The organism is Streptomyces sp. NPDC001941, assembly GCF_040296945.1.
Classification (GTDB): domain Bacteria; phylum Actinomycetota; class Actinomycetes; order Streptomycetales; family Streptomycetaceae; genus Streptomyces.
The window spans coordinates 1-25,419 of record NZ_JBEOYE010000021.1 but is presented as its reverse complement, the minus strand read 5'-3'; the positions used below and the strand labels follow the sequence as shown (position 1 = coordinate 25,419).

At 74.9% G+C, this 25,419-nt stretch carries 18 protein-coding genes; 11 read left to right on the top strand and 7 right to left on the bottom strand.

Annotation, left to right across the window (positions count from 1 at the left end):
* Positions 1–565: 565 nt before the first annotated feature.
* Positions 566–1,555 (bottom strand): winged helix-turn-helix transcriptional regulator, encoded by a 990-nt coding sequence (locus ABT160_RS16685; RefSeq protein ID WP_351648153.1) that lies wholly within the window; start codon positions 1,553–1,555, stop codon positions 566–568.
* Positions 1,556–1,759: 204 nt separating this feature from the next.
* On the opposite strand from ABT160_RS16685, the gene ABT160_RS16680 reads away from it, so the two are divergent.
* Both ABT160_RS16680 and ABT160_RS16675 read left to right on the top strand, forming a co-directional pair.
* Positions 1,760–2,266 (top strand): hypothetical protein, encoded by a 507-nt coding sequence (locus tag ABT160_RS16680; protein WP_351648151.1) that lies wholly within the window; start codon positions 1,760–1,762, stop codon positions 2,264–2,266.
* A gap of 153 nt (positions 2,267–2,419) precedes the next feature.
* On the top strand, positions 2,420–3,940 hold the full coding sequence (locus ABT160_RS16675; RefSeq protein WP_351648149.1) for a peptide MFS transporter: 1,521 nt from the start codon (positions 2,420–2,422) through the stop codon (positions 3,938–3,940).
* A gap of 96 nt (positions 3,941–4,036) precedes the next feature.
* On the opposite strand, the gene ABT160_RS16670 is transcribed toward ABT160_RS16675, so the two are convergent.
* Together ABT160_RS16670 and ABT160_RS16665 are read right to left on the bottom strand one after the other, a co-directional pair.
* A complete protein-coding gene (locus tag ABT160_RS16670; protein ID WP_351648147.1) occupies positions 4,037–4,183 on the bottom strand; it encodes a hypothetical protein in 147 nt (48 codons plus the stop codon).
* A 30-nt stretch (positions 4,184–4,213) separates the two neighbouring features.
* Complete coding sequence (locus ABT160_RS16665) at positions 4,214–5,029, bottom strand: polysaccharide deacetylase family protein (protein WP_351648146.1); 816 nt, start codon at positions 5,027–5,029, stop codon at positions 4,214–4,216.
* Between the two features lie 411 nt (positions 5,030–5,440).
* Here ABT160_RS16665 and ABT160_RS16660 point away from each other — a divergent pair, with 411 nt between their 5' ends.
* The 3 genes from ABT160_RS16660 (at position 5,441) to ABT160_RS16650 (ending at position 11,191) form a co-directional block, all read left to right on the top strand.
* Entirely contained in the window at positions 5,441–7,273 is a 1,833-nt protein-coding gene (locus ABT160_RS16660) for a S8 family serine peptidase (protein ID WP_351648144.1), read from the top strand.
* 250 nt (positions 7,274–7,523) lie between these two features.
* On the top strand, positions 7,524–10,463 hold the full coding sequence (locus tag ABT160_RS16655) for an AAA family ATPase (protein ID WP_351648141.1): 2,940 nt from the start codon (positions 7,524–7,526) through the stop codon (positions 10,461–10,463).
* A gap of 167 nt (positions 10,464–10,630) precedes the next feature.
* Positions 10,631–11,191, top strand: a complete 561-nt coding sequence (locus ABT160_RS16650) for a CGNR zinc finger domain-containing protein (protein ID WP_351648268.1) — start codon at positions 10,631–10,633, stop codon at positions 11,189–11,191.
* A gap of 67 nt (positions 11,192–11,258) precedes the next feature.
* Here ABT160_RS16650 and ABT160_RS16645 read toward each other — a convergent pair whose 3' ends face one another.
* The 4 genes from ABT160_RS16645 to ABT160_RS16630 all read right to left on the bottom strand — a co-directional run bounded on the left by ABT160_RS16645 (position 11,259) and on the right by ABT160_RS16630 (position 17,660).
* Entirely contained in the window at positions 11,259–13,319 is a 2,061-nt protein-coding gene (locus ABT160_RS16645) for a heavy metal translocating P-type ATPase (protein ID WP_351648139.1), read from the bottom strand.
* Positions 13,320–13,480: 161 nt separating this feature from the next.
* Positions 13,481–13,942, bottom strand: a complete 462-nt coding sequence (locus ABT160_RS16640) for a (2Fe-2S)-binding protein (protein ID WP_351648137.1) — start codon at positions 13,940–13,942, stop codon at positions 13,481–13,483.
* 60 nt (positions 13,943–14,002) lie between these two features.
* A complete protein-coding gene (locus ABT160_RS16635) occupies positions 14,003–16,222 on the bottom strand; it encodes a xanthine dehydrogenase family protein molybdopterin-binding subunit (protein WP_351648136.1) in 2,220 nt (739 codons plus the stop codon).
* 178 nt (positions 16,223–16,400) lie between these two features.
* On the bottom strand, positions 16,401–17,660 hold the full coding sequence (locus ABT160_RS16630; RefSeq protein ID WP_351648134.1) for an SLC13 family permease: 1,260 nt from the start codon (positions 17,658–17,660) through the stop codon (positions 16,401–16,403).
* A 461-nt stretch (positions 17,661–18,121) separates the two neighbouring features.
* Here ABT160_RS16630 and ABT160_RS16625 point away from each other — a divergent pair, with 461 nt between their 5' ends.
* The 6 genes from ABT160_RS16625 to ABT160_RS16600 all read left to right on the top strand — a co-directional run bounded on the left by ABT160_RS16625 (position 18,122) and on the right by ABT160_RS16600 (position 25,170).
* Positions 18,122–19,708: a S41 family peptidase gene (locus ABT160_RS16625; RefSeq protein WP_351648132.1), complete on the top strand. Its 1,587-nt coding sequence runs from the start codon at positions 18,122–18,124 to the stop codon at positions 19,706–19,708.
* Between the two features lie 344 nt (positions 19,709–20,052).
* A complete protein-coding gene (locus ABT160_RS16620) occupies positions 20,053–22,161 on the top strand; it encodes a hypothetical protein (RefSeq protein ID WP_351648131.1) in 2,109 nt (702 codons plus the stop codon).
* A 100-nt stretch (positions 22,162–22,261) separates the two neighbouring features.
* Positions 22,262–23,017 (top strand): aspartate/glutamate racemase family protein, encoded by a 756-nt coding sequence (locus ABT160_RS16615; RefSeq protein ID WP_351648129.1) that lies wholly within the window; start codon positions 22,262–22,264, stop codon positions 23,015–23,017.
* Between the two features lie 112 nt (positions 23,018–23,129).
* On the top strand, positions 23,130–23,735 hold the full coding sequence (locus ABT160_RS16610) for a TIGR03086 family metal-binding protein (RefSeq protein ID WP_351648127.1): 606 nt from the start codon (positions 23,130–23,132) through the stop codon (positions 23,733–23,735).
* An 85-nt stretch (positions 23,736–23,820) separates the two neighbouring features.
* Complete coding sequence (locus ABT160_RS16605) at positions 23,821–24,108, top strand: hypothetical protein (RefSeq protein ID WP_351648125.1); 288 nt, start codon at positions 23,821–23,823, stop codon at positions 24,106–24,108.
* Between the two features lie 66 nt (positions 24,109–24,174).
* Positions 24,175–25,170 carry a GNAT family N-acetyltransferase gene (locus ABT160_RS16600; RefSeq protein WP_351648123.1) on the top strand — a complete coding sequence of 332 codons (996 nt, stop codon included), beginning with the start codon at positions 24,175–24,177 and terminating at the stop codon, positions 25,168–25,170.
* The last annotated feature ends 249 nt before the right edge of the window (positions 25,171–25,419 follow it).

The following is a 25,419-nucleotide window of genomic DNA, read 5'->3' as shown; positions in this document are numbered from 1 at the left end:
CGCGCGGTGGGGACTCCAGCGGCGCACGGGAGGGCGTCGCTGGTACGGGGGAGGACGCGCGGGCGCGTGGCGTACGGGACGGGGAACCGTCCGGTGCGTCCGCGCCCGCGCCTGTGGCGTCCGCACGGCCTGCCGGGGGTGCGGAGCCCTGGCGCCCGGCGTCCGGGGTTTCGATGTCCGCGCGTTCGATGCCCGGGGTCCCGGCGTCCGGGATTTCGGCGTCCGGGGTTCCGGCTTCCGGGCCGAAGGTTCCCGCGCAGAGGCGGTACGGGGGCGGGTGGAGCCCGGTCTCCTGGGGCGGCGTCACGGGTGCGCCTGGTGCGTCCGGTGGCCGGAATATGCGGGTGACACGCGTCACCAGTGGACTTGCGGTAACCGCCTGGACTGTCCGCTAATACGCCGATTCGGACCGGTGGAAGTACCCGGTCGCGGACCGAACGTCCCGCACGACCGGTGGATTTGGTCCAGACCTGTGCTTACGATCTTCCTGCCTGCCGGGGCGAGCCGAGCGCCAGCCCCGGCCGGCGCTTCGAAGCGGTGCCCGCTCCCCGTGCGCGGGCCCTCCTCACGCGCCCCGGCCCTCCTCCTCGGCGAGCACCGTTCCGAACGCCGCCGCCATCCGCAGCCCCGCCTCCGGATCTCCCGTCGCCTTCGCGGCGCCGGAGGTGAACACGGCCTCCAGGGTCGTCGCGCCCGCGCCGAGCTGCAGGAGCGTGGCCAGGTCGGTGGCCAGGCCCGCCGCCGCGTCGGGCGCCGGCCCCTCGCCCATGACCACCGTGCCGTCCTCGACCCGGGCGTGGAAGACCAGCTCCTCGATCCTGAACTCGTAGGTCTCCCGCACCCCGCGCGCCGCCTCCGGGCGGAAGCTCGCGCCGACGGCCCCGACGATGCCGTGCCGCCCGCCCGTCGCCTCCGGGTGCGCGCCCAAGATGGCCACGGCGCGCCCGGCCGCCTCCCGGTCGCCCGTGAGGCGGGCCAGGCCCTTGGCGACGGCGGTGTCCAGGTCCACGAGCCGGGCGCCGACGGCCAGGAAGGTGCCGAGGTCCGTCGTCAGCGAGCAGGCGGCGGTGGCCGGGCCGTGCCGCAGGTCCAGGGCGCCGTCGTCGACGGCGAGGTGGAAGACCTCCCCGTCAACCCGGAACTCGTAGGTCTCCCGCACCCCGTCGGCGAGGCCCGGGCGGAAGCTGGCGCGCAGGCAGTTGAGGATCCAGTTCAGCCGGAACGCCTCGCCGGGACGGTGCCCGGTGTCCAACGCCATTCCCCAGCGGGTCAGTTCGTCCAGCAGGGGCCGCAACCCCTCGCCGAGCGCGGTGAGTTCGTACACCACTGAGGCCGCCGGGGGCGGCAGCCTGCGCTGGTCGAGCAGGCCCGCCCCGCGCATCTCGCGCAGCCGCTCGGACAGCACGTTCGGTCCGATGCCCGGCAGCCCGGCGACGAGGTCGGTGTAGCGCCGGGGTCCCAGCAGCAACTCCCGCACGACCAGCAGGGTCCAGCGTCCGCCGACGACGTCCAGGGCGTGCGCGGCGGGGCAGTTCTGGTCGTAGCTGCGCGGCATCGTCGGGCGGCCTTCCCTCTTGATAGTCCGTACTTAGGTTTTCTATAGTACCGGCGAACTCGGCGCGTCGGCAGGGATGTTGGCGCCTCGGCCTGAGGTGTTCCGTCCGGACGCGTCCCGTCCGGACGCGCCCTGTCGTGTTCCGGCGCACTCCGCTCTACCCCGTCACACCCCGTCTTGTTCCGTACCGAGAGGACCCGTCCGGTGACCCAGTCGCACGCGCCCCACGGCCGCCCCGTGCCGCCCCCGACTCGACCGGGACCGCGCCCGGGCGCGGCCACGGCCGCCGGTCTGCTCGGCACGCTCTTCGGGGGTGCGATGGCGGCGGCCGGAGCGGGCGGCGCGGTGGCGACCCTGTTGTGGACGCTGGACGCGGGACCCGGTCAGTCGCGCGGTGCGGGAGGCGCCATCGGCATCGTCTTCTGCCTGCTCGGCGCCGCCTTCGGGTACGGCGTGGCGCGCGCGGGGCTCGCGCTGCTGAAGGGGGCTCCGGGCTCGGCGGACCGGATGGCGGCACTGCTCACTCCCGTCGCCGGCCTCTCGTTCGTCGGCACGGTGAACGGGATGCTCGACGACGACACCGCCCCCGACTCCTGGGCGCTGCGGATGACCGCGTTCGTGGCGGTCCTGGTGTGCGCGTCGGCGGGGATCGCGCTGGCCCGGGCCCGCGCCACGGTGGCGTTCGCGCCGGGGGAGCGGCGCCGCCGCTGAGGGGCCCGGGAGGGGCGCCGGGCCCAACGGCCCGCCCGGCGCCCGCCCGTACGGGTACTCCGGCCCGGGACCTCCGGGTCCCGGGCCCGCTCATTGCCGATTCTTGACCGTGAACGGTCGGTTCCGCCCGTAATCACCCTTCACGCTGAATATGTGAAGACTTCGATAGGTATGCAGTCCGAGGCGCCCCGCCACAGGGCGCGTGCACGTCACCCCCGGGGCCTGGCGACGCTGGTCCTGGCCGAGATGTGGGAGCGCTTCAGCCTGTACGGCATGGTCGCGATCCTCGTCCACTTCCTGGCCGCCTCCCCGGCGACCGGCGGCATGGGCCTGGCCACCGGCACCTCCGAGGCCGTCGAGGGCGTCTACATGGCGATGATCTCGCTGCTCGCCCTGCCCGGCGGCTGGGTCGCCGACCGCGTGCTCGGCGCCCGCCGCGCCGTCCTGTGGGGCGGGGTCGTCATCATGCTCGGCCACCTCGCGATGGCCGTCCCCAGCGCCGCCTTCGTCTGGCCCGGCCTGATCCTCATCGTCGTCGGCACCGGCCTGCTCAAGCCCAACATCTCCGCGCTCGTCGGCCGCCTCTACGCCCCCGAGGACGACCAGCGCCGCGACGCCGGCTACTCGCTCTTCTACATGGGCATCAACCTCGGCGCCGTCATCGCCCCGATCGTCGTCGGCTACCTCGGCGAAGAGGTCAACTGGCACCTCGGCTTCGGCTGCGCCGCCGTCGGCATGGCCCTCGGCCTCGCCCAGTACGTCATCGGCGGCCGGCGCCTGACGGCGGCCCTGCGCGAGGAGCCCCTGGTCGCGCTCACCCCCGCCGAGCGCACCAGGCTGCGCCGCTCGTCGGCGTACACCCTGCTCGGCACCGCCGCCCTGGTCATCGCCCTGGTCGTGGCGCACGCCTTCACCGTCGACAACGTCACCTTCCTGCTCACCGTGATCGCCGTCGTCGTCCCGGCGGGCGTACTGCTCTCCATGTACCGCAGCCCGAAGATCACCGCGACCGAGAAGACCCGGCTGCGCGCCTACGTCTGGCTGTTCGTCGCCGCCACCCTCTTCTGGATGGTGTACGACCAGATGGGCAACGAGCTCAACGAGTTCGCCGCCAAGCACACCGACCTCAGCGTCCTGGGCTGGCACATCCCCGCCAGCTGGACCCAGTCGATCCCCTCGCTGTTCGTGATCGCCCTCGCCCCGCTGTTCGCCGCCTTCTGGGTGCGCAGGGGCAGCCGCCTCAGCACCCCGCTGAAGTTCGCCCTGGGCCTGCTCCTGGTCGGCGCCTCCTTCGTGGTGATGTCGGGCGCGGCCTCCCTCGCGTCGGGCGGCGTGCGCGTCTCGCTGATGTGGCTGGTCGGCGTGTACGTCATCCAGGTCATGGGCGAGCTGTGCCTGAGCCCGGTCGGCCTCTCGGTCACCACCAAGCTGGCCCCGCGCGCGTTCACCAACCAGATGATGGGCGTCTGGTTCCTGGCCGCCGCCACCGGCGACGGCATCGGCGGGCAGCTGCCGCGCCTGGACGCGGTGATCGGCCAGAGCCTCAACTTCCTCTGGCAGGGCGCCTTTACGATCGCCGTGGGCGTCGTCCTGGTCCTGATGGCCCGCAGGCTGCGGCCGCTGATGGGCGAGGCCCGGGAGGGCGAGAAGGTCGCGGTCGCGGTCGCGGCCTGAACGGGAGGAGCGGTCGAGGACCGGCGGAGGAACAGCCGGGGACCGTGCGGGGAAGAACCGGGGGGCGGGCGGACGGCGCTACTTTCGCAACACGCCCTAGGCCGCCTGCACCCACCTCTCCCGCAGCCACTCGTACAGCGCCCGGTCCTTGTCCGACCACGCCGCCTGCTGCGCCACCAGGGCACGGATCAGCTCGTTGAGCCGGTCCGCCTCGGGGCGGGCGTCGATGGGTGTCGGATACATGGGCGTCAGTCTAGGCCCTGGGTGTGACAATCACTCCTCGGCGACTGGAGAAGCGCTGGAGCCCGGCTCGACCCTCGGTGGAGCCGTGCGGTAGACGCGGCCCGGCTCGGGCACCCCGGGGGCGAACAGCTCGGAGACCGTGACCGGTTCCAGGCCCCGGGCGCGCAGCCCGTCCACGATCGCGGGCACCGCGGGGACCGTGCCCGGGTAGATGTCGTGCAGCAGGATGATCCCGTCGCGCCGGGCGCCCGCCAGGACCCGCCGCGTGATCACCTCGGGATCGCGCTCCTTGTAGTCCTTGGCCGTCACCGACCACAGGACCTGGGCCAGGCCGAGCCGCCGGCACACCTCGGCGACGCGCTTGCCGGTACGGCCCTGGGGCGGCCGCATCAGCGTCGGCGTCCGGCCCGTCAACTCCCGTACCCGCTCCTGGACCCGGACCAGCTGCCGCTCGACCTCCGGGTCCGGCAGCTCCGTCAGGCGCGGGTGCGACCAGGTGTGGTTGCCCAGTTCGTGCCCCTCGGCGGCCTCCCGGCGCACCAGCTCCGGACGGTCCGTCACGTGCCTGCTGCCCAGCAGGAAGAACGTCGCCCGCACGTCCTTCTCCTTGAGCACGTCCAGCAGCCGCGCCGTGTACGGTCCCGGGCCCGCGTCGAAGGTCAGCGCCACGCAGCGCACCGTACGGCAGTCCACCCGGGCGGACGGCGGACCGGACGCGGAGGGGAGCACCGCCGGACGCGCGTCGGACGGCGGTACGGGTCCGGGGGCCGCGCACGCCGACAGCGCCGCGCACACGGACAGGGCCGCCACGGACAGGGCGTTACGGAGAACAGGGTGCGGGATCACCCCGGCATCGTTACCGCGCCGGGCCCCCGCCCTAACACCTGCCGGCACCTGTCCCCGGGCCCCGCCGCCACCCCTGTCCCCGCCGGTCCACCGCCCCTCACCGGGGCGCCCGGGGCAACGACAAGGGTTTCCCCCGTATCGGCTTCAACCGCCGTTTCCCTACTGTCTGCCGCACCGGCGGTGCCCGTTCCCCGACGCCTCGCGATCGGCGGGACGAGGACCCCAGCCGCCGGTGGCGGCCCCCGCACGGGCTGTCGCGCGGGTGGCCCCCGGCTTCTGCCGGGCCCGCGGAGCCGGGGAGTGCCACCCCCACGGTGCACCGCGGCTCCGCGCCCCCCGCCGCCCGCGCCACCCCCCACCGCACCCAGCGGCTCCGTGTTGCGGACGAGCCGTGCCCTGAAAGGGAACACCTTGAACGGTTCCGGACGGAGACTCATATCCGTCGTCGCCGCGAGCGCCACCCTCATCGGCGTCGCGGCCGCCTCCTCGGCCGCGTTCGCCGCCCCGGCGCCCGCGCCGAGCCCGACCGCCCCGGCCTCCCAGGTGCTGCCGCACGCGCAGCCCGCCGCGCCGGTCGACAAGGTCATCGTGACCTACAAGTCCCGTACTGCCGAAGCCACTTCGAACACGGCCGCCCGGAGCGACGCCGCCGAGAAGGCCGCGCGCACCGGCGAGGGACTCTCCTTCGAGCGCCGCCTCGCGGGCGGCGCCGCGCTCGTCGACCTCGGCGGCGCCACGAGCACGCGGGACGTCGCCGACGTCATGGCCGCCTTCCGCGCGGACCCGGCCGTCGCCTCCGTCGAGCCCGACGTACGCGCCTACCCGACCGCCGTGGCGCCCGACGACACCGAGTACGCCAAGCAGTGGGACCTGTTCGAGCCCACCGGCGGCATGAACGTGCCCGGTGCCTGGGACAAGGCGAACGGCAGCGGCGTCACCGTCGCCGTCATCGACACCGGCTACGCCGCCCACAGCGACCTGGCCGCCAACGTGGTGTCCGGCTACGACTTCATCTCCTCCGCCGCCGACGCCCGCGACGGCGGCGGCCGCGACGCCGACTCCAGGGACGAGGGCGACTGGAGCGCCACCGACGGCGAGTGCGGCACCGGTTCCAAGGCCTCCACCTCCTCCTGGCACGGCACCCACGTCGCCGGCACCATCGCCGGCGTCACCGGCAACGCCAAGGGCGTCGCGGGCATCGCCTACGGCGCGAAGATCCAGCCCGTGCGCGTCCTCGGCAAGTGCGGCGGCACCTCCTCCGACATCGCCGACGCCATCACCTGGGCCTCCGGCGGCAGCGTGCCCGGCGCCCCGGCCAACCCCACCCCGGCCAAGGTCATCAACATGAGCCTGGGCGGCTCCAGCGCGACCTGCCCCAGCGTCTACCGCAACGCCATCGACGCGGCCGTCGCGCGCGGCACCACCGTCGTCGTCGCGGCCGGCAACAGCAACGCCGACGCCGCCGCGTCCACCCCCGCCAACTGCCCCGGCGTCATCACGGTCGCCGCCACCAGCCGCGAGGGCAACCGCGCCTTCTACTCCAACTACGGCGCCACCGTGGACGTCTCGGCCCCCGGCGGCGAGACCCGCCGCGCCACCGACACCCCCGGCACCGTCACCACCCCCGAGAACGGCATCCTCTCCACGCTGAACTCCGGCACCACCACCCAGGCCGCCGAGACCTACAAGCCCTACCAGGGCACCTCGATGGCCGCCCCGCACATCGCCGGCCTCGCCGCGCTCCTGAAGTCCGCGAAGCCCGCCCTGACCCCCGCCCAGATCGAGTCCGCGATCAAGGCCAACGCCCGTCCGCTGCCCGGCACCTGCACCGGCGGCTGCGGCACCGGCATCGCCGACGCCGCCAAGACCGTCGCGGCCGTGACCGGCTCCACCGGCGGCGGCAGGACCTTCACCAGCACCACGGACGTCACCATCGCCGACAACGCGACCGTCACCTCCACCCTCGCCGTCACCGGCCTGACCGGCAACGCGCCCGCCGCGCTCGCCGTCAGCGTCGACATCAAGCACACCTGGCGCGGCGACCTCGTCGTCGACCTGCTCGCCCCCGACGGCACCGCCTACCGCCTGAAGAACTCCAGCGGCTCCGACTCCGCGGACAACGTCCAGGCCACCTACACCGTCGACGCCTCCGCGAAGGCCGCGAACGGTGACTGGAAGCTGCGGGTGCAGGACGTCGCCACCGGCGACACCGGGTACCTCGACTCCTGGGGCCTGACCTTCTGACCCACCCCCTCCCACACCCCCCACCTGCACACGGGCGGGCCCGCGGCCGACCGCCGAGGGCCCGCCCCGCCGCGTCCGCCGTCCCACATCGCGGACGCGGGGCCTGGACGTGCGTGGCCGAGTTCGTATGCTCAGCTCACGCGGGCAGGGGACCCGCGCCGGACGGGCCCGCCCCGCTCCGGGGGAGGCCGGACGCGGCCCCGGCACCGACCGGCCGGAGCGCCGCACCGGCACGGAGGGGGAGTGGTGCGTGAGACCGAGCCCGAACCGCACCGCGGCACACGCCACCGGCGCGCCCGCGGCCACCGGGGCGCCCGTCGGCCGCGCCGAACTCGTCGGCCGCGTCGAACACGTCCTGCACGCCCGCGGCCGCGCCCTGCTCACCGGCCCCGCGGGCATCGGCAAGACCGAAGTGGCCCGGGCCGTCGCCGACCGCGCCGCCGCCCGCGGCGAGACCGTCCTCCACCTGGCCCCGCAGCCCGCCGACCGCGACCTGCCCGGCGTCGCGGCCGCCGCCCTGGTCGCCTCCCTGCCCCCCGGCGCCCTCGACGCGCTCCCCGCACCCCAGCGGGCCGCCGTCGCCGTCCTCAGCCGCGAGGCCGCCGCCCCCGGCGCCGCCGACCCGGTCGCCCTGCGCCTGGGCCTCGCCCGCGCCCTGCGCGCCCTCGCCGACACCGCACCCACCCTGCTCGTCGTCGACGACGCCCGCCGCCTCGACGACGACAGCGCCGAACTGCTGCGCTTCGCCCTCCAGCTCGCCCCGCCCACCCTGCGCGCCCTGGCCGTCGGCGCCCCCGAACCCGTACCCTCCGGACCCGTTCCCCTCGAAGCGACCACCTCCGAAGCGGCTATGTCCGAAGCGGCCATGTCCGAGGCGACCGCCTCCGAAACGACCGCCTCCGTACCCGTTGCCCCTGCGGCGACCGCCCCCGAACCGGCCGCCGCCGGATTCCCCCTCTGGGTGCCCTCCGAGGCCGACGTGCTGCTCGTACCGCCGCTGCACGCCGACGAGATCGCCGACCTCCTGGTACGCCACCGGCTGCCCGCCCGCCTCGCCGGACGCATCCACCGCACCAGCGGCGGCAACCCCCGCCTCGCCCTCGCCGTCGGCCGCAGCCTCGCCGACACCGCCGCGCCCGTCCACCACGCCGAAGCCCTGCCGCTCTCCGGCCGCGCCCGCGACCTGGCCCGGCACATGCTCGCCCCCGCCACCCCCGCCGTACGCGCCTCCCTGCTGCTCGCCGCCCTCGCACCCCGCCCCACCGCCGCGCTGATCCGCCGCGCCGGACGTCCCGACGCCGAGGCCGAACTCGCCGCCGCCGAACGCTCCGGGCTGATCTCCGTCACCGAGGACGGCACCGTCGCCTTCACCGCCGGCCTCCTGCCGACCACCCTCGTCCACGACACGCCCTGGGCCCGGCGCGCCGCCGGGCACGCCGCGCTCGCCCGGGTCGCCGACGACCCCGTCGCCGCCGTGCGCCACCGCGCCCTCGCCGCCGACGCCCCCGACGAGGACCTCGCCGCCGAGGTCGACGGCGCCGCCCGCACCGCCCGGCGTCGCGGCGATTACACCCTTGCCGCCGAACTCGCCCTGCTCGCCGCCGAGTCCACCCCGGTCACGGAGCAGGCCCGCCGCCAGGAGCGCCTCGTGGAGGCCGCCGAGGAGGCCGCCCGCGCCGCCCGCGCCGACCTCGCCCAGCGCGCCGCCGCCGACCTGCTGGCCCGCGACGCCGCGCCCGCCGACCGGGTCCGCGCCCGCCTCGCCGTCCTCGACACCGCCGGACAGGGCCTCACCGACCTCGACGAGCACTACGTGCACGCCATGGAGGACTCCGACGGCCACCCCGCCCTGCGCGCCGGGGTCCTGCTGCGCCTGGCCGTCAAGTACGTACTCGCCGACGGCGACCCGGTCCGCTCGCGCGCCGCCGCCGTCGAATCGGCCGCCCTCGCCGACTCCGTCGGCGACCGCCGCACCACCATCGGCGCCCTCACCCTCCAGGCCCGCGTCGACCGGGCCCTCGGCTCACCCGGCGCCGAACGCGCCCTGGAGCGCGCCCTCGCCCTCGAAGAGGCCGAAGGCCCACCCGGAGCCCGCAACACCGCCCGCATCCTGACGATCCGTCACGCCCTGCTCGACGACCGGCTGTCCGACGCCCGCGCCCGCATCCACGCCCTGCTGCCCCTGGTCGAGCGGCGCGGCTCCGCCGAGGACGTCATCGAACTCCACCGCACCCTCGCCGAGGTCGAGGCCCGCCGCGGCCACTGCGCCACCGCCCGTGCCCACGCCGCCCGCTCCCTCGCCCTCACCCTGGAGGCCGGGCTCTCCCCGGGCCCCGCCTGGTACGCGCTCGCCCTCGCCGAGACCGCCGGCGGCACCTTCGCCCGCGCCGCCGACTACGCCCGCCGCAGCGTCCAGGCCTCCGAGGAGGAGGGCGACCGCATCTTCCTCTCCCGCGCCCGCTACGCCCTGGGCCGCGTCCAGCTCGTCACCGGCGACGTCGCCGGGGCCCTGGACACCCTGCGCCGCGTCCAGGAGGGCGAGAACGCGCAGAGCGCCGTCGACCCCTCCATGCTGCGCTGGCACGAGGAACTGGCCGAGGCGCTCCTGGCGAGCGACGCCCGCGAGGAGGCCGAGGCCGTCCTCGCCGACGTCGGCCCGGTCGCCGACCGCCTCGGCCGCACCACCGTGCTGCTGTCCCACGACCGCGTCTACGCGCTGTGCCTGGCCGCGGGCGGCAAGGCCGACGAGGCGGCCGTCCTGCTCGCCGACACCGCCGACGGCTTCGCCGACCACGGGCTCGTCCTGGAACGCGGCCGCTGCCTGATCGCCCTCTCGCGCGTCGAACGCCGCCGCCGCAGGCGCTCCTCCGCCGAACGCGCCCTGCGGCAGGCCGCCGCGCTCTTCGAACGCGCGGGCGCGGCCCCGTGGCTCGCCCTGACCCGCGGCCTGAGCGCCGCCCGCCCCGAACCGGCGACCGCCACCGGCGGCCAACCGGTCCTCACCGAAGGCGAGTTGCGCCTCGCCCGGCTCGTCGGCGAGGGCGCCAGCAACCAGGAGGCCGCGGCCCGCCTGTACCTGAGCGTCAAGACGGTCGAGGCCCGGCTCACCCGGATCTACCAGAAGCTCGACGTCCGCTCCCGCGCCCAACTGGCCACCGTCCTCAACTCCACGACCGCTCCCGGCCCCTGACCCCTCGTCACGCGTGTTCACCCGAAAGGACCCATGGAGGTAACAGGAAAAGCCGCGATATCCATTACATTGCCCCCGTGTCCCGACCCCTCGTGCCCCCACCGCCCGTCCCCCGCCCCTCCGCGGCCCGGCTCACCGCCGCGCCCCGGCCGCCCGGCACCGCCGACATCACCCGCCCCGGCGCCGACTGGAACCCCCGCCACTCCGTCCAGGCCACCGCCCGCCGCACCGCCGACCTCGTCAACGCCCTGGCACCCGAGCGGCCCGACCCGGCCGCCGTCGCCGACGTCCTGCGCGCCCACGGCGAACCCGGCCCGCTCGACCTCACCCCCGACGACATCACCCAACTGCGGGCCGCCGCCGTCCCGCTGCGCGCCGTCCTCGCCGCGCCCGACGCCGACACCGCCGCCGCCCTCCTCAACACCCTGCTGCGCGACAGCGCCCACCACCTGCGCCTCACCTCGCACGGCGGCGGCACCCCCTGGCACCCGCGCCTGGACCGGCACGACGACGCGCCCTGGGGCGAACGCTTCCTCGCCTCCTCCTGCCTGGCCCTCACCGTCCTGGTCTGGGACCAGCAGCGCCCGCCCGGCGGCACCTGCGCCTCGCCCTCCTGCCGCAACGTCTTCCTCGCCCAGAGCCGCGGCCTGGAGCGCCGCTACTGCTCGCGCCGCTGCGCCACCCGCGAACGCGTCGCCGCCCACCGCCGGGCCCGCGCCGCCACCTGACCGCACGCGCCACCGCGTCCGCCACCCCCGCGAGGGCGGCGGACACGGTACGCCACGGGGTCGGCCCTCACCCGGCCGCGCGCGGCTCGCGGTAGCCCAGCAGCCGCAGGGCGTTGGCGACCACCACCAGCGTCGAGCCCTCGTGGACCAGCACCGCCGGACCGATGCCCAGGCCCAGCACCGTCGCCGGGACCAGCACGGCCACCACGGAGAGGCTGAACCACAGGTTCTGCCTGATCACCCGCGACGCCCTCCGGCTCAGCCCGGTCGCCAGCGGCAGCCGGTCGAGCCGGTCCGCCATCAGCGCCACGTCCGCCGTCTCCAGCGCCACCGCCGAACCCGCCGCGCCCATCGCGATCCCCACCGTGGCGTGCGCCATGGCGGGCGCGTCGTTCACGCCGTCACCCACCATCGCCACCCGCCCGGCCGTCCGGTCGAGCTCCGCCACCGCCCGCACCTTGTCCTCCGGCAGCAGCCCGCCGCGCGCGTCGTCCACCCCGACCTGCCGGCCCACCGCGCCCGCCACCGCCTGGTTGTCACCGGAGATCAGCACCGTCCGGCGCACCCCCAGCTCCCGCAGCCGGGCCACCACCACCGCCGCGTCCGGGCGCGGCGTGTCCATCACCGCCAGCGCGCCCAGGTACCTCTCCCCGCGCCGCACGACCATCACCGTACGGCCCCGCTCCTCCAACTCCCGTACCGTACGCAGCAACCCGGCGTCCGCGGCGGCCCCCGGCACCTCGTCGAACAGTGCCGCACTGCCCACCCACACCGGCTCGCCCGCCACCTCGGCCCGCACGCCCCGGCCCACCAGGGCCGTCAACCCGCCCGCCTCCGGCACCGCGTCGCCCCCGTCGAGCCGGGCCGCCGCGTCCCGCGCCACCGCCACCGCCAGCGGGTGGTCGCTCAGCCGCTCCACCGCCACCGCCGTCACCAGGAGTTCACGCTCCCCGACGCCCTCGGCCGCCACCACGTCCGTCAGCCGCGGCCGCCCCTCGGTGAGCGTCCCCGTCTTGTCGAACGCGAACGCGCTCAGCCGCCCCAGCGCCTCCAGCGGCCCCCCGCCCTTGACCAGCACCCCACTGCGGGCCGCCCGGGCGATCGCCGAGAGCACCGCCGCCGGGGTCGCGATCGCCAGCGCGCACGGACTCGCCGCCACCAGCACCGCCATCGCCCGGTAGAACGTCGCCGAGAACGGCTCGTCCACCACCAGGCCCGCCCCGAGCAGCAGCACCACCACCCCCAGCACCACCGGCACGAACACCCGCTGGAAGCGGTCGGTGAACACCTGCGTCGGCGACTGGCGCTCCTGCGCCGAGCGCACCAGCTCCACCACCCGGGCCAGCGTGTTGTCCGCCGCCAGGCTCGTCACGGTCACCTCCAGCGCGCCCGCCCCGTTGACCGTCCCCGCGAAGACCCGGCTGTCCCCGCCCACCGACTCCGGGGCGCGCAGCGCCGCCACCGGGTCGTCGGCCGGCCGCTTGTCCACCGGCACGCTCTCGCCCGTCACCGGCGCCTGGTCCACCGCACTGGTGCCCGCCCGCACGAAACCGTCCGCCGGGATCCGGGTGTGCGGCCGCACCAGCACCGTGTCCCCGACGCCCAGGTCCTCCACCGCCACCTCACGCCCGTCGGCGAGCACCGCCGTGCGCGGCGTCAGCGAGGCCAGCGCCTCGATCGAGCGCCGCGCCCGGCCCATCGCGTACGACTCCAGCGCGTGGCCCACGCTGAACAGGAACAGCAGGACCGCGCCCTCCTCCCAGCGGCCGACCGCCGCCGCGCCCGCGGCGGCGACCAGCATCAGGAAGTCCACCTCGAAGCGGCGCGCCCGCACCGTGGCCACCGCCTCGCGCAGGGTGAAGAAGCCGCCGAAGAAGTACGTGGCGACGAACAGGCCCAGCGAGAGCCCGCCCAGACCCGTCGTGAACAGGTCCAGGCCCAGACCGGTCAGGAAGGTCACCGCCGCCAGCGCCGCGAAGACCGGCTCGCCGCGCCCGCCGAGGAACCCGCCGTGCGCGTGCCCCGCGCCGGCGGGGCCGGGCGCGGGGCCGGGCGCGGGGCCGGGCGCGGGGCCGGTGGTGGAGCCGACGCCGCTTGCGTCCGGCGCGGACAGGGGCCGTGCGTTCATTTTCGCCCCCAGAGAGCGAGGAAGGAAACGGAGCCGATTGCTCCGTACGCCTTCCATCCTGGGGATCCCGGCCCCCGCGCACGAGGTCGGAAGGGGAGCGGGAATGGTCGAAATCGGACACGCCCGCTCCTAGGGGGCCCGGACCCGCACGGACTCGGGCCTCAGACCCGCATGCGCGCCGCGGCCGACTTGATCGCCTCCCGGATGCGGAAGTACGTACCGCACCGGCACACGTTCGCGATCGCGTCGATGTCCGCGTCCGTCGGCTCGCTCGTCCGCTTCAGCAGCGCCACCGCCGCCATGATCTGCCCCGGCTGGCAGTACCCGCACTGCGCCACGTCCTGCTCCAGCCACGCCTCCTGCACCGGGTGCAGCCGCTCCCCGTCCGCCAGCCCCTCGATCGTCGTCACCTCACGCCCCTCGACCTCCTTCACCGGCACCACGCACGGGTTCACCGCCTCCCCGTCCAGATGGCTGGTGCACGCCTTGCAGACGTCGATGCCGCAGCCGTACTTCGGCCCGGTGATCCCGAGCAGGTCGCGCAGCACCCACAACAGGGGCAGGTCGTCGGGGGCCTCGACCGACACGGACCGGCCGTTCACGGTGAAGGTGTGCTGGGGCAAGACGTACTCCTCGAAGCGCGAGCGGAAAGGGGAAGGGCAAGACGGGCGAGGGCGGTGCGGTCAGCGGGGGAACGGCGTGAAGTCCACCTCGAAGTTCACCGGGAACGAACGCGGCACCCGACCCGTCGCCCGCGCGAACGCGTTCGCGACCGCCGCCGACGCCGCGGGCACCCCCAGCTCCCCGACCCCGCCCGGCTCACCCCGGTCCGGCATCACGTGCACCCGCACGTCCGTCGGCGAGTCCTTCTGCCGCGCGTAGTGGAACTGCGAGTAACTGCCCTCCAGCGGAAGCCCGTTGTCGAAGTGCAGCCCGGCCCGCAGCACCGTCGCGATCCCGTCCGTCAGACCGCCCAGCAACTGCGCCTCCACCCCGCGCGGGTTCACCGCCCTGCCGACGTCCGCCACCACCACCGCCCGCGTCACGCGCGGCGCCTGCGGATCCCGGGCGTCCAGCTCCACCAGGCACGCCGTGCACGAGCGGTACTCCTCGTGGAACGCGATGCCCTGCGCCGTACCCCGTGGCATCGACCGCCCCCAACTCCCCAGCGAAGCCGCCTTGTCGAGCACCGCCCGCTGGTGCGCCTCGCGCAGGTGCGCCCGCCGGAACTCCACCGGGTCACGGCCCAGGCGCCCCGCGACCTCGTCCACGAACACCTCCTCGGCGGCCCGCGCCGGACCCGAGTACACCCCGCGCCAGGACCCCGTGTGCAGCCGCAGCGGCAGCTCGCTCAGCGACTGCACCGCCGGGAAGCCGTACGGCGACGCGACCGACAGGTGGAACAACGTCTGCCCGAACGCCCCGTTCAACGGCGGCAGGTGCGTCGCCCCCGCGGTCAGCGCCTCACCCAGACCGTGCCGGAAGTCCGTCTCCACGCACCCCATCCGGTGCTCGAACCGCGCCACCGCCCCCGCCAGCAGCGTCGCCCGCAACCGGTGGAACGTGGGCGGCCGCATCCGCCCGTGCCGCATGTCGTCGATCCGCGACCACATCAGCCGTACGGGCCGGCCCGCCGCCTTCGACACCCGCGCCGCCTCCACCGCCGCGTCGAAGAACAGCCGCCGCCCGAACGAACCCCCGCCCTGCACCACCTTCAGCTCCACCCGCGACGACGGCAGCCCCACCGCAAGCGCCACCGCCGACCGGGCCGCGATCGGCGCCTGCGTCGACGTCCACACCGTCGCCCGGTCCGCCCGCACGTCCGCCACCGCCGAGTTCGTCTCCAGCGGCGCGTGGCTCACCGGCGCGAACTCGAACTCCGCGTCCACCTCACGCCCCGGCAGCCCCAGCACGAACGGCGGCACCGCCCCCCGCAGCAGCGAGCGCACGTCCCCGTCCGACACGTCGTCGAGCCCACCGGGACCCCACACCACCCGCAGCGCCTCCTTGCCCGCCAGCGCCTGCCCGAACGTCTCCGCGACCACCGCCACACCAGTGGGGATCACCGCCACCGCCAGCACCCCGGGCATCGCCCGCACCTCGTCCAGGTTCTGCACCAGCTCCACCGTGCCGTTCACCGCCGGCGGACGCCGCACCATGCACGGCTTCGCCCCCGGCACGTCGAGGTCCAGGGTGTAGCGCTGCCGCCCGGTCACCATCGCCCGCGCGTCCACCCGGGAGGTCGGCGTCCCCACCAGACGCTGCTCCGCCACCGCCTTGGGCGTACCCGCCACCGCCTCGGTGCGCGCGGACGCCGCCGCCCGGGCCAGCGTCCCGTACGCGGCGGACCGCCCGTCCGGCGCCACGACCGCACCGTCCCGCGTCACCAGCCGCCCCACCGGCACGCCCCACTGCCGGGCCGCCGCCCCGGCCAGCCGCGACCGGGCCGCCGCGGCGACCGCCCGCACCGGCCCGTACAGCGAACGGATCGAGTTGGAACTGCCCGTGAGCTGGTTGAACAGCAGCTCGGGCCGCGCGTCGTCCAGCCGCACCCGCACCCGCTCCAGCGGCAGGTCCAGCTCCTCGGCGACCAGCATGCCCACCGACGTGGTCAGCCCCTGCCCGACCTCGGTGCGCGGCAGCCCGAACACGACGGTGCCGTCCTCGCCGACCTCCAGGGTCAGCAGCAGGGACGTCGGGAGCCCCGCGAGGATCAGCACGTCACCGAGATCGGGCGCCAGCCCGGGCAGTAGCCCCCCGGCGGCGCCGGACGCCCGCTCCTGCGCACCCGGAGCGGCCACGGCCTCCCCGGCAGGCAGCAGCGACACGGCGACGGTGAGGGTGGGGGCCGCGACCACATGGGTCAGGAAGCCGCGTCGGTCCAGTCCGGCCTTGTCCGCCATGGTGGGGTGCGCTCCGTCCGCCGTGCGTGGCCCCCGGACCGCTGTCCGGTGCGAAACCACGGAATCCGTGAAGATCGGCACCAGCATCGGGGATACGGAGGGCTGAGGGAAGATCACACCGCGTAGTGTCGGCCGGATCGGCGCGACGGCTCACCCCGAGGGTCCTGGCGGGTGCTGCTCACCCCGTCCCGACGACCCGCAGCACCAGCCACAGCGACACGGTGGCCACGCCCAGCGTCACCGGGACGGTCAGCAGCCCGAGACGGGTGAAGCGGCCCAGCTCGGGCGCGGTGCCGTGGGAGTTCAGGATCCGCCGCCACAGCAGCGTGGCCAGCGACCCGGCGTACGTCAGGTTGGGGCCGACGTTGACGCCGATCAGCACCGCGAGCACCGGCCCGGGGCCGGCCGGGGCGGCGATCGGCAGCAGCGCGAGCACCGCGGGCAGGTTGTTGATCACGTTGGAGAGCAGCGCGGCCACCGCGGCGACGGCGAGCAGCGCGGGCAGCGACGACCCGTCGGGCACCACCCGGGCGAGCGCGTCCCCCAGACCGTTGTCGACGACCGCCTTCACGACCACGCCCAGGGCGAGGACGAACACGCAGAACGGCAGGTCGGCCGAGCGCACCACCTCCCGCACCGTCGTCCGCCGCCCGGCCAGCGCCCGTACGGCGAGCAGCACCGCCCCCGCCAGCGCCGCCCACGCCGGGCTGGCGCCCGCGAACGAGGCGACGGCGAACCCTGCCAGCGTCAGCGCGAGCACCACCAGCGTGAACACGGGCACGGGCGTGGGCGCGACCGGCTCGGGCGGGGTCGGCGTCGCCTTCAGGTCCGTACGGAAGAACCGGCGGAAGACGGCGTACTCCACGGCGATCGCGGCGAGCCAGGGCAGCGCCATCAGCCCGGCGAACCGGGTGAACGACAGCCCGCTCGCGGTGAAGGCGAGCAGATTGGTCAGGTTGGACACCGGCAGCAGCAGGGAGGCCGAGTTCGCCAGGTGCGCGGTGGCGTACACGTGGGGCCGGGCGGAGGCACCCGCGCGGGCGGCCGTCGCGAAGACCACGGGGGTCAGCAGCACGACGGTCGCGTCGAGGCTCAGTACGGCGGTGACGGCGGAGGCCACCGCGAAGACCCCGCCGAGCAGCCGCGTCGCACTGCCCCGGCACCAGCGCGCCACGGCGTCCCCGGCAGCGGCGAACAGCCCGTCGCGCGCGCACAACTGCGCCAGTACGAGGACGGTGGCGAGGAACCCCACGACCGGCAGCAGCTCCTGGACCTGCTGGCGGGCCTGCTGGGGCGGGAGCGCCCCGAGCAGGACGACGACCCCGGCGGCGGGCACGGCGGCGAGGGCCTCGGGAAGGCCGCGGGGACGTACGACGGCGAAGGCGAGGACCGCGACCAGCAGGACCGCGGACACCACTTCGGCGCTGAGGGTGCTCAAGGGGAGGTGCCTCCGGAACGCACGGGAAACTCGGCCGGAGGCCGGGCGTGACAACACGACGCTGACCCCCCAAGGATCGCACCCGCCAGGGGCGAGGACGACGGGCCCCTGGGGGTCAGGCCCGGCGCGCTCGCGTCACTCCAGCCCCTCCGGCGTTTGAGGAGCGGGGTCCGGGGCGGAGCCCCGAGGAGGTGCGGGCGGGTGCCCGCCGTGGTCGTGCTGCCTCCGGGCCGGCAGCCCCGCTCGGGACCCGGGGCGGAGCCCCGGAAACCTGTCGCCCCAACCGCCGGAGGCTTTCGGGAAGGGGCGGGGAGGGGCCTCCCCAAAGCCCGCACAACCACCCCACCCGCACACTCACCCCCACCCCACCCCAGGCCCACCCCCACCCCGCCCCGGGGGCTTGCCCCCGCCACACCCCGCCAGCCAGCGGGATGTCCCCCGCCGCAGCGGCGGACGATCGTATGAGGCACACGACGACGACCCGCCCCGACCCCACTCCACCCGACCCCACCACCGACGACGAGGACCCCGTGCGCCACACACCCACCGCCCTCACGCTCCTCCTCACCCTCGCCGCAGGCACGGCCGCCTTCACCGCGACCCCGGCCACCGCGACCTCAGCCCCCTCCACCCCCTCCAAGGGCTCCACCCCCTCCAAGGACTCCCCGGCGAACGGCGCCGACGGCATCTGGCGCACCGACGGCTACGGAACCGTCATCGCCATCGACCACGGCAGCCTCCGCGAGTACCAGACCACCGCCATCAGTTGCCTGCCCGGCGACACGGCCACCTTCTCCGGCACCGCCGGACGCCCCGGCGCGTACACGTACACGTACGAGAACAAGGGCACGACCTACCGCATCCGCCCCACACGCACCCCCACCCCCACCAACACACCCCCCACCGCCACCCTCCACCTCGACGGCTCCGCCGGCGACCGCACGCTCCACCGCACCGCCGCCCTCCCCGACCTCTGCCGCACCACCCCACCGACCACCCCACCGACCACCCCACCCACCACTCCACCGACCACCCCGCCCACCGAACCCCTCGCCGACTTCGACGTGTTCTGGCAGACCTTCGAGGAGAACTACCCCTTCTTCGCCGCCAAGGGCATCGACTGGCACGCCCAACGCGACCGCTACCGCCCCCGCATCCACCCGGACACCACCGACGCCGAACTCTTCGCCGTGTTCCGCGAGATGCTCGCCCCGCTGCACGACGCACACGTCCGCCTCGACGCCGGGGACACCGGCACCTTCGCCGAGCCCCGCCCCGGCACCGTGATCCCCGGCCCCGACCTCGACGCCGAGGCCCAGCGCCACATCGAGCGGACCGGGCTCGGTGGCAGGACGCTGCGCCAGTACGCCAACGGCCGCATCCAGTTCGCCGAACTCCCGGGCTCCATCGGCTACCTGAGGATCTCCGGGTTCGGCGGCTACAGCCCCGACGGCCGTACGTACGCCCTCGACAGCGCCGCACTCGACCGCGCCCTCGCCGAAGTCCTCACCCCCGGCCTGCGCGGCCTCGTCCTGGACCTGCGCATCAACGGCGGCGGCTCCGACGACCTCGCCCTGCGCCTCGCGGGACACCTCACCGACCGGCCGTACTTCGCGTACGCCAAGCGGGCGCGCAACGACCCCGACGACCCGACCCGCTTCACCCGCCCGCAGCCGCTGTACGTCAAGCCCGCCCCCGGCTCCCCGCGCGAGCCCGGCCACTACGCGGGCCCCCTCGCCGTACTCACCGGCGGCGAGACCTACAGCGCGGGCGAGACGTTCACCCAGGCCCTCATGGAACGCCCCGCCCCCACCACGCGCATCGGCCGCGCCACCCAGGGCGTCTACTCCGACGTGATGGAACGCTCCCTGCCGGGCGGCTGGGAATTCGGCCTGCCGAACGAGGAGTTCCTGACCCGGACGGGTGAGACGTTCGACGGCCGGGGCATCCCGCCCCACCGGCGTACCGGTGACTTCGTCACCGAGGTCCGCGAGGACACCCGCGACACGGCCCTCGCCGAAGCCCTGAGGATCCTGCACGCCCGCTGAGCCCGCAGGGGGGCAGCCTTTCGCGGAGACGAAACCGCTGCCCCCTCCAGGCCCCGCCCTCCAGCCCCGAACCCCGCACCCCGAACCCCCGAAACCAACGGAAACCCGGCCAACTTCCGCCGCCGAACCCTCAGTAACCGCCCGGGGACGCTCTGGTACCCTCGGGTCTCGCCAACTATGCGAAAGAATCGGTCACTTGTGTCGCTTGCGGGGGGCGGGCTTCTGGTGGTGCGTAGCAGGATTCCGAGTAGTCCTCCGGCTCCGCCGACGGCGAGGCCGGTGTTGCTACTGGGGGATCGACGATGGGCAGAACGGGGAGCCCTCGGCGGGACTTCGGGGGAGCGGTGACCGCGCAGGCCGACTTCCTCGCCGCCCTTCTGAGGGAACTGACCGCAGGCATGTCCGCCCGCGAACTGGCGGGACGCTACGGGAGCAGTCGCGGGGCATGGGAGGAGTATCGGTCCGGCGCGCGCGTAGCGCCGCTGGGGCGGCTCCGCGCGGTCATCGAGGACCGCGTGCCCGACCCGCACGACCGGTCGCTCACCCTGGCCCGCGCGGCCGAGCTGTACGAGGCCGCGCTGGAGGCCGAACGCGAACTGCGGGCCGCCGCCCGCCGCCGCGCCTGCCCCTCCGGCGCGGACGCGGAGGCCGCCGCCCGCACCGCCCGCCTGCGGGCCGAACGCGAACTCGCCGAGACCGACCGCCTCGCCGAGATCCTGCTCGCCCTCATCACCCGCCTGGAATCCCGCAACCCGCCGGGCACGGGCGCGGGCGCACCTACGGGGACGGGCGGGGAGGCCCACCGCCTCGCCGCCGCCCACGACCGGCTCCACGCCCTCCGCACGGTCAAGCAACATGCTCGACAACTCATCATGGACGCACGGGAGTTCGCCGGAGTCGGCCAGGGCACCCTCGACCCCGACGGCCGGCCCCTGCTGCTGTCGTCGACCGCCCGCGAAATCCCCTGGGCCTCGCTCGCCGCCCAGCTCCACGAACGCGTAGCCGCCCTCCGCGTCGACGTCACCCATCTCGTCCGCCCGGCCCGGCAGCCCGAGCCGTGTTCCCCGTACGCGCAAGCGCACGGCGCCACGGCCTTCGGGTCCGCGGCTCCCGCCGGGAACGCCGACTTCGACACGGCCATCTTCGACGCCGCGATATCCGGCGCCCCGGCGACGGACTGGTCGGCCCCTCACGTACAACGCCATCGGCACGACCACACCTACACCGACACCGACACCTACATCGCCGTCGACGAGGCCCATCCCGAACCGGCGCACACCACGGCCCCCACCGACGCCACTCCCCATCCCGCCCCCACTCCCACGCCTACCCCCCTCCACCGCAACGTCCACACCCGCCGCTTCGCCCTCGCCGCCGCGGCCGCCACCGCGCTCCTCGCCGCGAACGCGGCCTCGCGCCAACTGCCCGAGGAGCACCTGGAGTCCGACCACCCGACCTGGGCCGCGCCGCTCGCCCCCGACCTGCCGGTCGACGGCGCCACCGAAGGGGGCGGTGCCGCCGAGGCCGCCGCCCCCAGCCCCACCCCTCTCGCCAAGGCCCCCGCGCCCGGGGTCGGGGCCGCCCAGCCCCAGACCGGTGTGCGTGGCGTGCCAGGGACGGCCGTCGTCTCCCCGCAGCCGCGGGGCCCGTCCATGGCCGGCGACGTGGCCAAGAACCCGGCGGTGTACGCCGTCTCCGCCGACGGCGCCCGGCTCATGCAGTGGTCCGGCGCGGGCACCGACTGGACGCCCATCGGCCCCGAGGCCGCCGCCGTCTACGCGGGCGGCGCGGGCCTCTTCGTCACCAAGCCCGACGACGACCGGATCTTCAAGTACGAGGGCACCGCGCACTTCTGGACGTCCATCGGAGCCCCCGGCCACCAATACGCGATCGCGGGCGACGGCCTCTACGCCATCTCCGCCGACGGGAACGAGGTCCTGCGCTGGGGCGGCCGGGGCGACAGCTGGGAGCGCATCGGCGGCGCCGCCAGCGGTATCCGCGCGGGCGGCGCGGGCCTCTTCGTCAGGAGCGGCGACGACGGACGCATCCTCAAGTACCTCGGGGAGCCGGGTCGTTGGGAGACGATCGGGCCGCCCGTGGCCGACCTGGCCGTGGGGGACCAGTACGCCTACGCGCTCGACGCCGACCGCACCGGCATCTGGCAGTGGACCGGCCGGGGCGAGGAGTGGATACGCATCGGCGCGGGTGCCGAGCGGATCCATGCGGGCGGCGCCGGGCTGTTCGCCGTCGGCGACGGCGGCCAGATCTTCAAGTACGACGGGACCCCCGGCTCCTGGACCGCCATCGGGCCGGCCGGCGCCGAACTCATCGTGGACGGCCGAGCCGTCTACCGCATCTCCACCGACCACCGCACCGTCACCCGCTGGACCGGCCGGGGGACGGAATGGACCAAGATCGGAGCGGGCGCCAGCACCCTCGCCTCGGCGGAATGAATGCCACATCAAAGCGCGACTTATGGATTGCCGGCCGTCATCGCCCATGGCTTATGGTTCGAAAGGTGAACCGGAGAGCGGGACGGCGGGAGAGCACGGCATGAACACGCACACGGGTACGGGTACGGGCATCGGCCCAGGCGCGGGTACGGGCACCCGCACCATCGGCCTCATCGGCGGAATGAGCTGGGAATCCACCGCCGAGTACTACCGGCACGTCAACGAGTTCACCCGCGGCCGCCTCGGCGGCCTGCACTCCGCACGCTGCGTCGTCTACTCCGTCGACTTCGCCGACATCGAACGACTCCAGGCCCAGGGCCGCTGGGACGAAGCGGGCCGGATCCTCGCCGACGCCGCCCGCGCCCTCCACGCCGCCGGCTGCGACCTCCTCCTGCTCTGCACCAACACCATGCACAAGGTCGCCGACCAGGTCGAAGCCGCCACCCCGCTGCCCCTCCTGCACCTGGCCGACACCACCGCCGACGCCGTGCGCGCCGCCGGCCTGCGCCGCGTCGGGCTCCTCGGCACCGCCTTCACCATGGAGCAGGACTTCTACCGGGACCGCCTCGCCTCCGGGGGCCTCGACGTCCGCGTCCCCGACGCCGCCGGCCGCGCCCTCGTCCACCAGGTCATCTACGACGAACTCTGCCTCGGCGTCGTACGCGAGGACTCCCGCGCCGCCTACCGCGAGATCATCCGCCAACTCGTCGCCGACGGCGCCGAAGGCATCGTCCTCGGCTGTACGGAGATCGAACTCCTGGTCCGCCCCGAGGACAGCCCCGTCCCCCTCTTCCCGACCGCCCGCCTACACGCCGAGGCCGCCGTCACCGCCGCCCTGGCCCCGCCCGCCCCCTGACCGCATCGAGGACCGCAACTGTCCGCAACTCCGCGTAACGTGCTCATCAGGAACCGGGAACAAGGCCGGAACCGGGAACAGGCCCGGAAAAAAAGAGAGTTGGGGAACACCCGTGAACGCGTACGCCACCCAGGACGCCGGACTCAAGACGCTCGAAATAGCCCACGCCTACCTGCGCGAAGCCGCCGCCGCCGTACCCGCCGACGCCTGGGACAACGCCACCCCCTGCGACCAGTGGACCGTCCGGCAGGTCCTCAACCACGCCCGCCTCGACCAGCAGGCATACGGGTACGCCCTCACCGGCGAGGACGCCCCGGAAACCGACGCCTTCCGGCCCGCCGACACCCTCACCACCGACCACGCCGCACGCCTCGGCCACGTACTCACCCGCGTCCACGCCGCCTACGCCGGCCTCCCCGCCGGCACGGCCGACGTCAGCACCCCGCTCGGCCCCCTCCCCGCCGGCGTCGCGGCCTCCGCCGCCGCCCTCGACGCAGGCGTCCACGCCTGGGACATCGCCGTCGCCACCGGCCAGGACCACCCGCTCGGCGAAGAACTCGCCGAAGGCCTCTGGGTCGCCGCCGAACGCCTCGCCGACACCCTCCGCGACGCCTACCGGGTCTTCGCCCCCGCCCGCACCGTCGACCCCGCCGAAGGCCGCGCCGCCCAGCTCCTGGGCTTCCTCGGCCGCGACCCGCACTGGGTCCGCCCCGCCTGACCGCCCGCGGTGCCCGGACCTGTCGACCGCAACCCACTACCATCCGTTGCCAATCGTCACCCGATTGTCAGCCCCGCCTGCTTCCATGGAAGTCCGCACCACGACGGACACATCGACGCATCGGGGGATCGTGATGGACTGCGCCGCGGGAAGACGACGAAAGCCGGGCACCGCCCCGAGCCGGACACGCCGCTGGGTACGGGCCGGCGCGGGCGGAGCCGCCGCCGTCCTCGTCCTCGTCCTGGCCGCCCACTGGACGAAGGTCTGGCCGTACGCGATCGGAGTGGCCGGCACCTGCGCGCTCGGCTTCGCCGGCGCCCGATTACGCGGGCACCGCCCCGCCCCACAGGACCGCGACCCGGAGTACCCGTGAGCGGAGTACTCGTGCGCGCGGAAACCGCGTTGCGCACGCGGCACCCGGACCCGGACAGTGGAACGCATGGCCACGCCCGCACCCGCGCCCACACCAGCCCACGCACCCGCGCCGGCCCACGCACCGGCCCCGCCCGGCACCACGGTGCGCCCCGCCACGCTCGACGACGCACCTCGGGTGTGCGCCCTGCTCAACGAGATCGACGAGATCGAGATCGGCCGCCCCGACACCGACCTCGCCCAGGTCCGCGCCGACCTCAAGCACCCCGAGATCGACCTCGCACACGACACCTGGCTCCAGTACGCGGGGGAGCGGCTCATCGGCTACGGCATGGTCTGGGACGACTCCGGCGGCGAACGCGTCGACATGGACCACTACGGCCTCCCCGGCCGTACCCCCGAGGCCCACCACCTCTTCGACCTCATGGAGACGCGCGCCACCGAACGCGCCCGCGCCAACGGCGCCCACCGCGCCGTCATCCACCTCCACCTCACCCTCAACCCGACCACCGACCCCGCCGCCCTCCGCGCCCGGGGCTGGCGTCCCGTACGCCGCTACAACGTCATGGAGCGCCCCCTCTCCCCGGCCGCCGACCCGCTCCCGACCCCACCCCCGGGCGTCACCCTCCGCCCCTGCCACACCGAACCGGACCGCCGCCTCGCCCACGCCCTCCTCCAGGAGTCCTTCGCCGACCACTTCGACTTCCAGCCCCGCACGTACGCCCAGTGGCTCGACGACATCGACGCCGAAACCGTCGACTGGTCCCTGATCTGGATCGTCAACGTCGACGGTCTGGGCGACGTGGCCGCCGTCCGCACGAACAACGACCGCGCGTCGATGGCCTGGATCGGCAACCTGGGTGTCCTGCGCCCGGCCCGCGGCCGCGGCCTGGCCAGCCACCTCCTGCGCCACGCCTTCGGTCACTACGCGGCACTGGGCCGCGACCGGATCGGCCTGGGCGTCGACACGGACAACAGCAACGGGGCACTGGCCTTGTACGAGCGGCACGGAATGACATTGGATTACGGGGTGACGACGTGGGAGCTGGTGCGCCCGACCTGACAGATACGTCCGTTTGCCATCCGTCATCCGTCATCTGATATCGGCTATCTGTCGTCTGTTCTCTGTTCTCTGTTCTCTGCCAGCTGACGGCCGTCAGCTGAAATCTGCCCGCCCGCCGACTGTCAGCCGTCATCTGTCACTCGGCGTCTGATACCCGTCAGCCGTCAGCCGTCAGCCGTCAGCCGTCAGCCGTCAGCCGTCAGCCGTCAGCCGTCAGCCGTCAGCCGTCAGCCGTCAGCCGTCAGCCGT

Bases quoted from the DNA above. Each gene is read 5' to 3' on its own strand.
- ABT160_RS16615 (WP_351648129.1), top strand. From the start codon at position 22,262: ATGAACACGCACACGGGTACGGGTACGGGCATCGGCCCAGGCGCGGGT.
- ABT160_RS16645 (WP_351648139.1), bottom strand. From the start codon at position 13,319: ATGAACGCACGGCCCCTGTCCGCGCCGGACGCAAGCGGCGTCGGCTCC.
- ABT160_RS16605 (WP_351648125.1), top strand. From the start codon at position 23,821: ATGGAAGTCCGCACCACGACGGACACATCGACGCATCGGGGGATCGTG.
- ABT160_RS16625 (WP_351648132.1), top strand. From the start codon at position 18,122: ATGAGGCACACGACGACGACCCGCCCCGACCCCACTCCACCCGACCCC.
- ABT160_RS16670 (WP_351648147.1), bottom strand. From the start codon at position 4,183: ATGTATCCGACACCCATCGACGCCCGCCCCGAGGCGGACCGGCTCAAC.
- ABT160_RS16635 (WP_351648136.1), bottom strand. From the start codon at position 16,222: ATGGCGGACAAGGCCGGACTGGACCGACGCGGCTTCCTGACCCATGTG.
- ABT160_RS16600 (WP_351648123.1), top strand. From the start codon at position 24,175: ATGGCCACGCCCGCACCCGCGCCCACACCAGCCCACGCACCCGCGCCG.
- ABT160_RS16685 (WP_351648153.1), bottom strand. From the start codon at position 1,555: ATGCCGCGCAGCTACGACCAGAACTGCCCCGCCGCGCACGCCCTGGAC.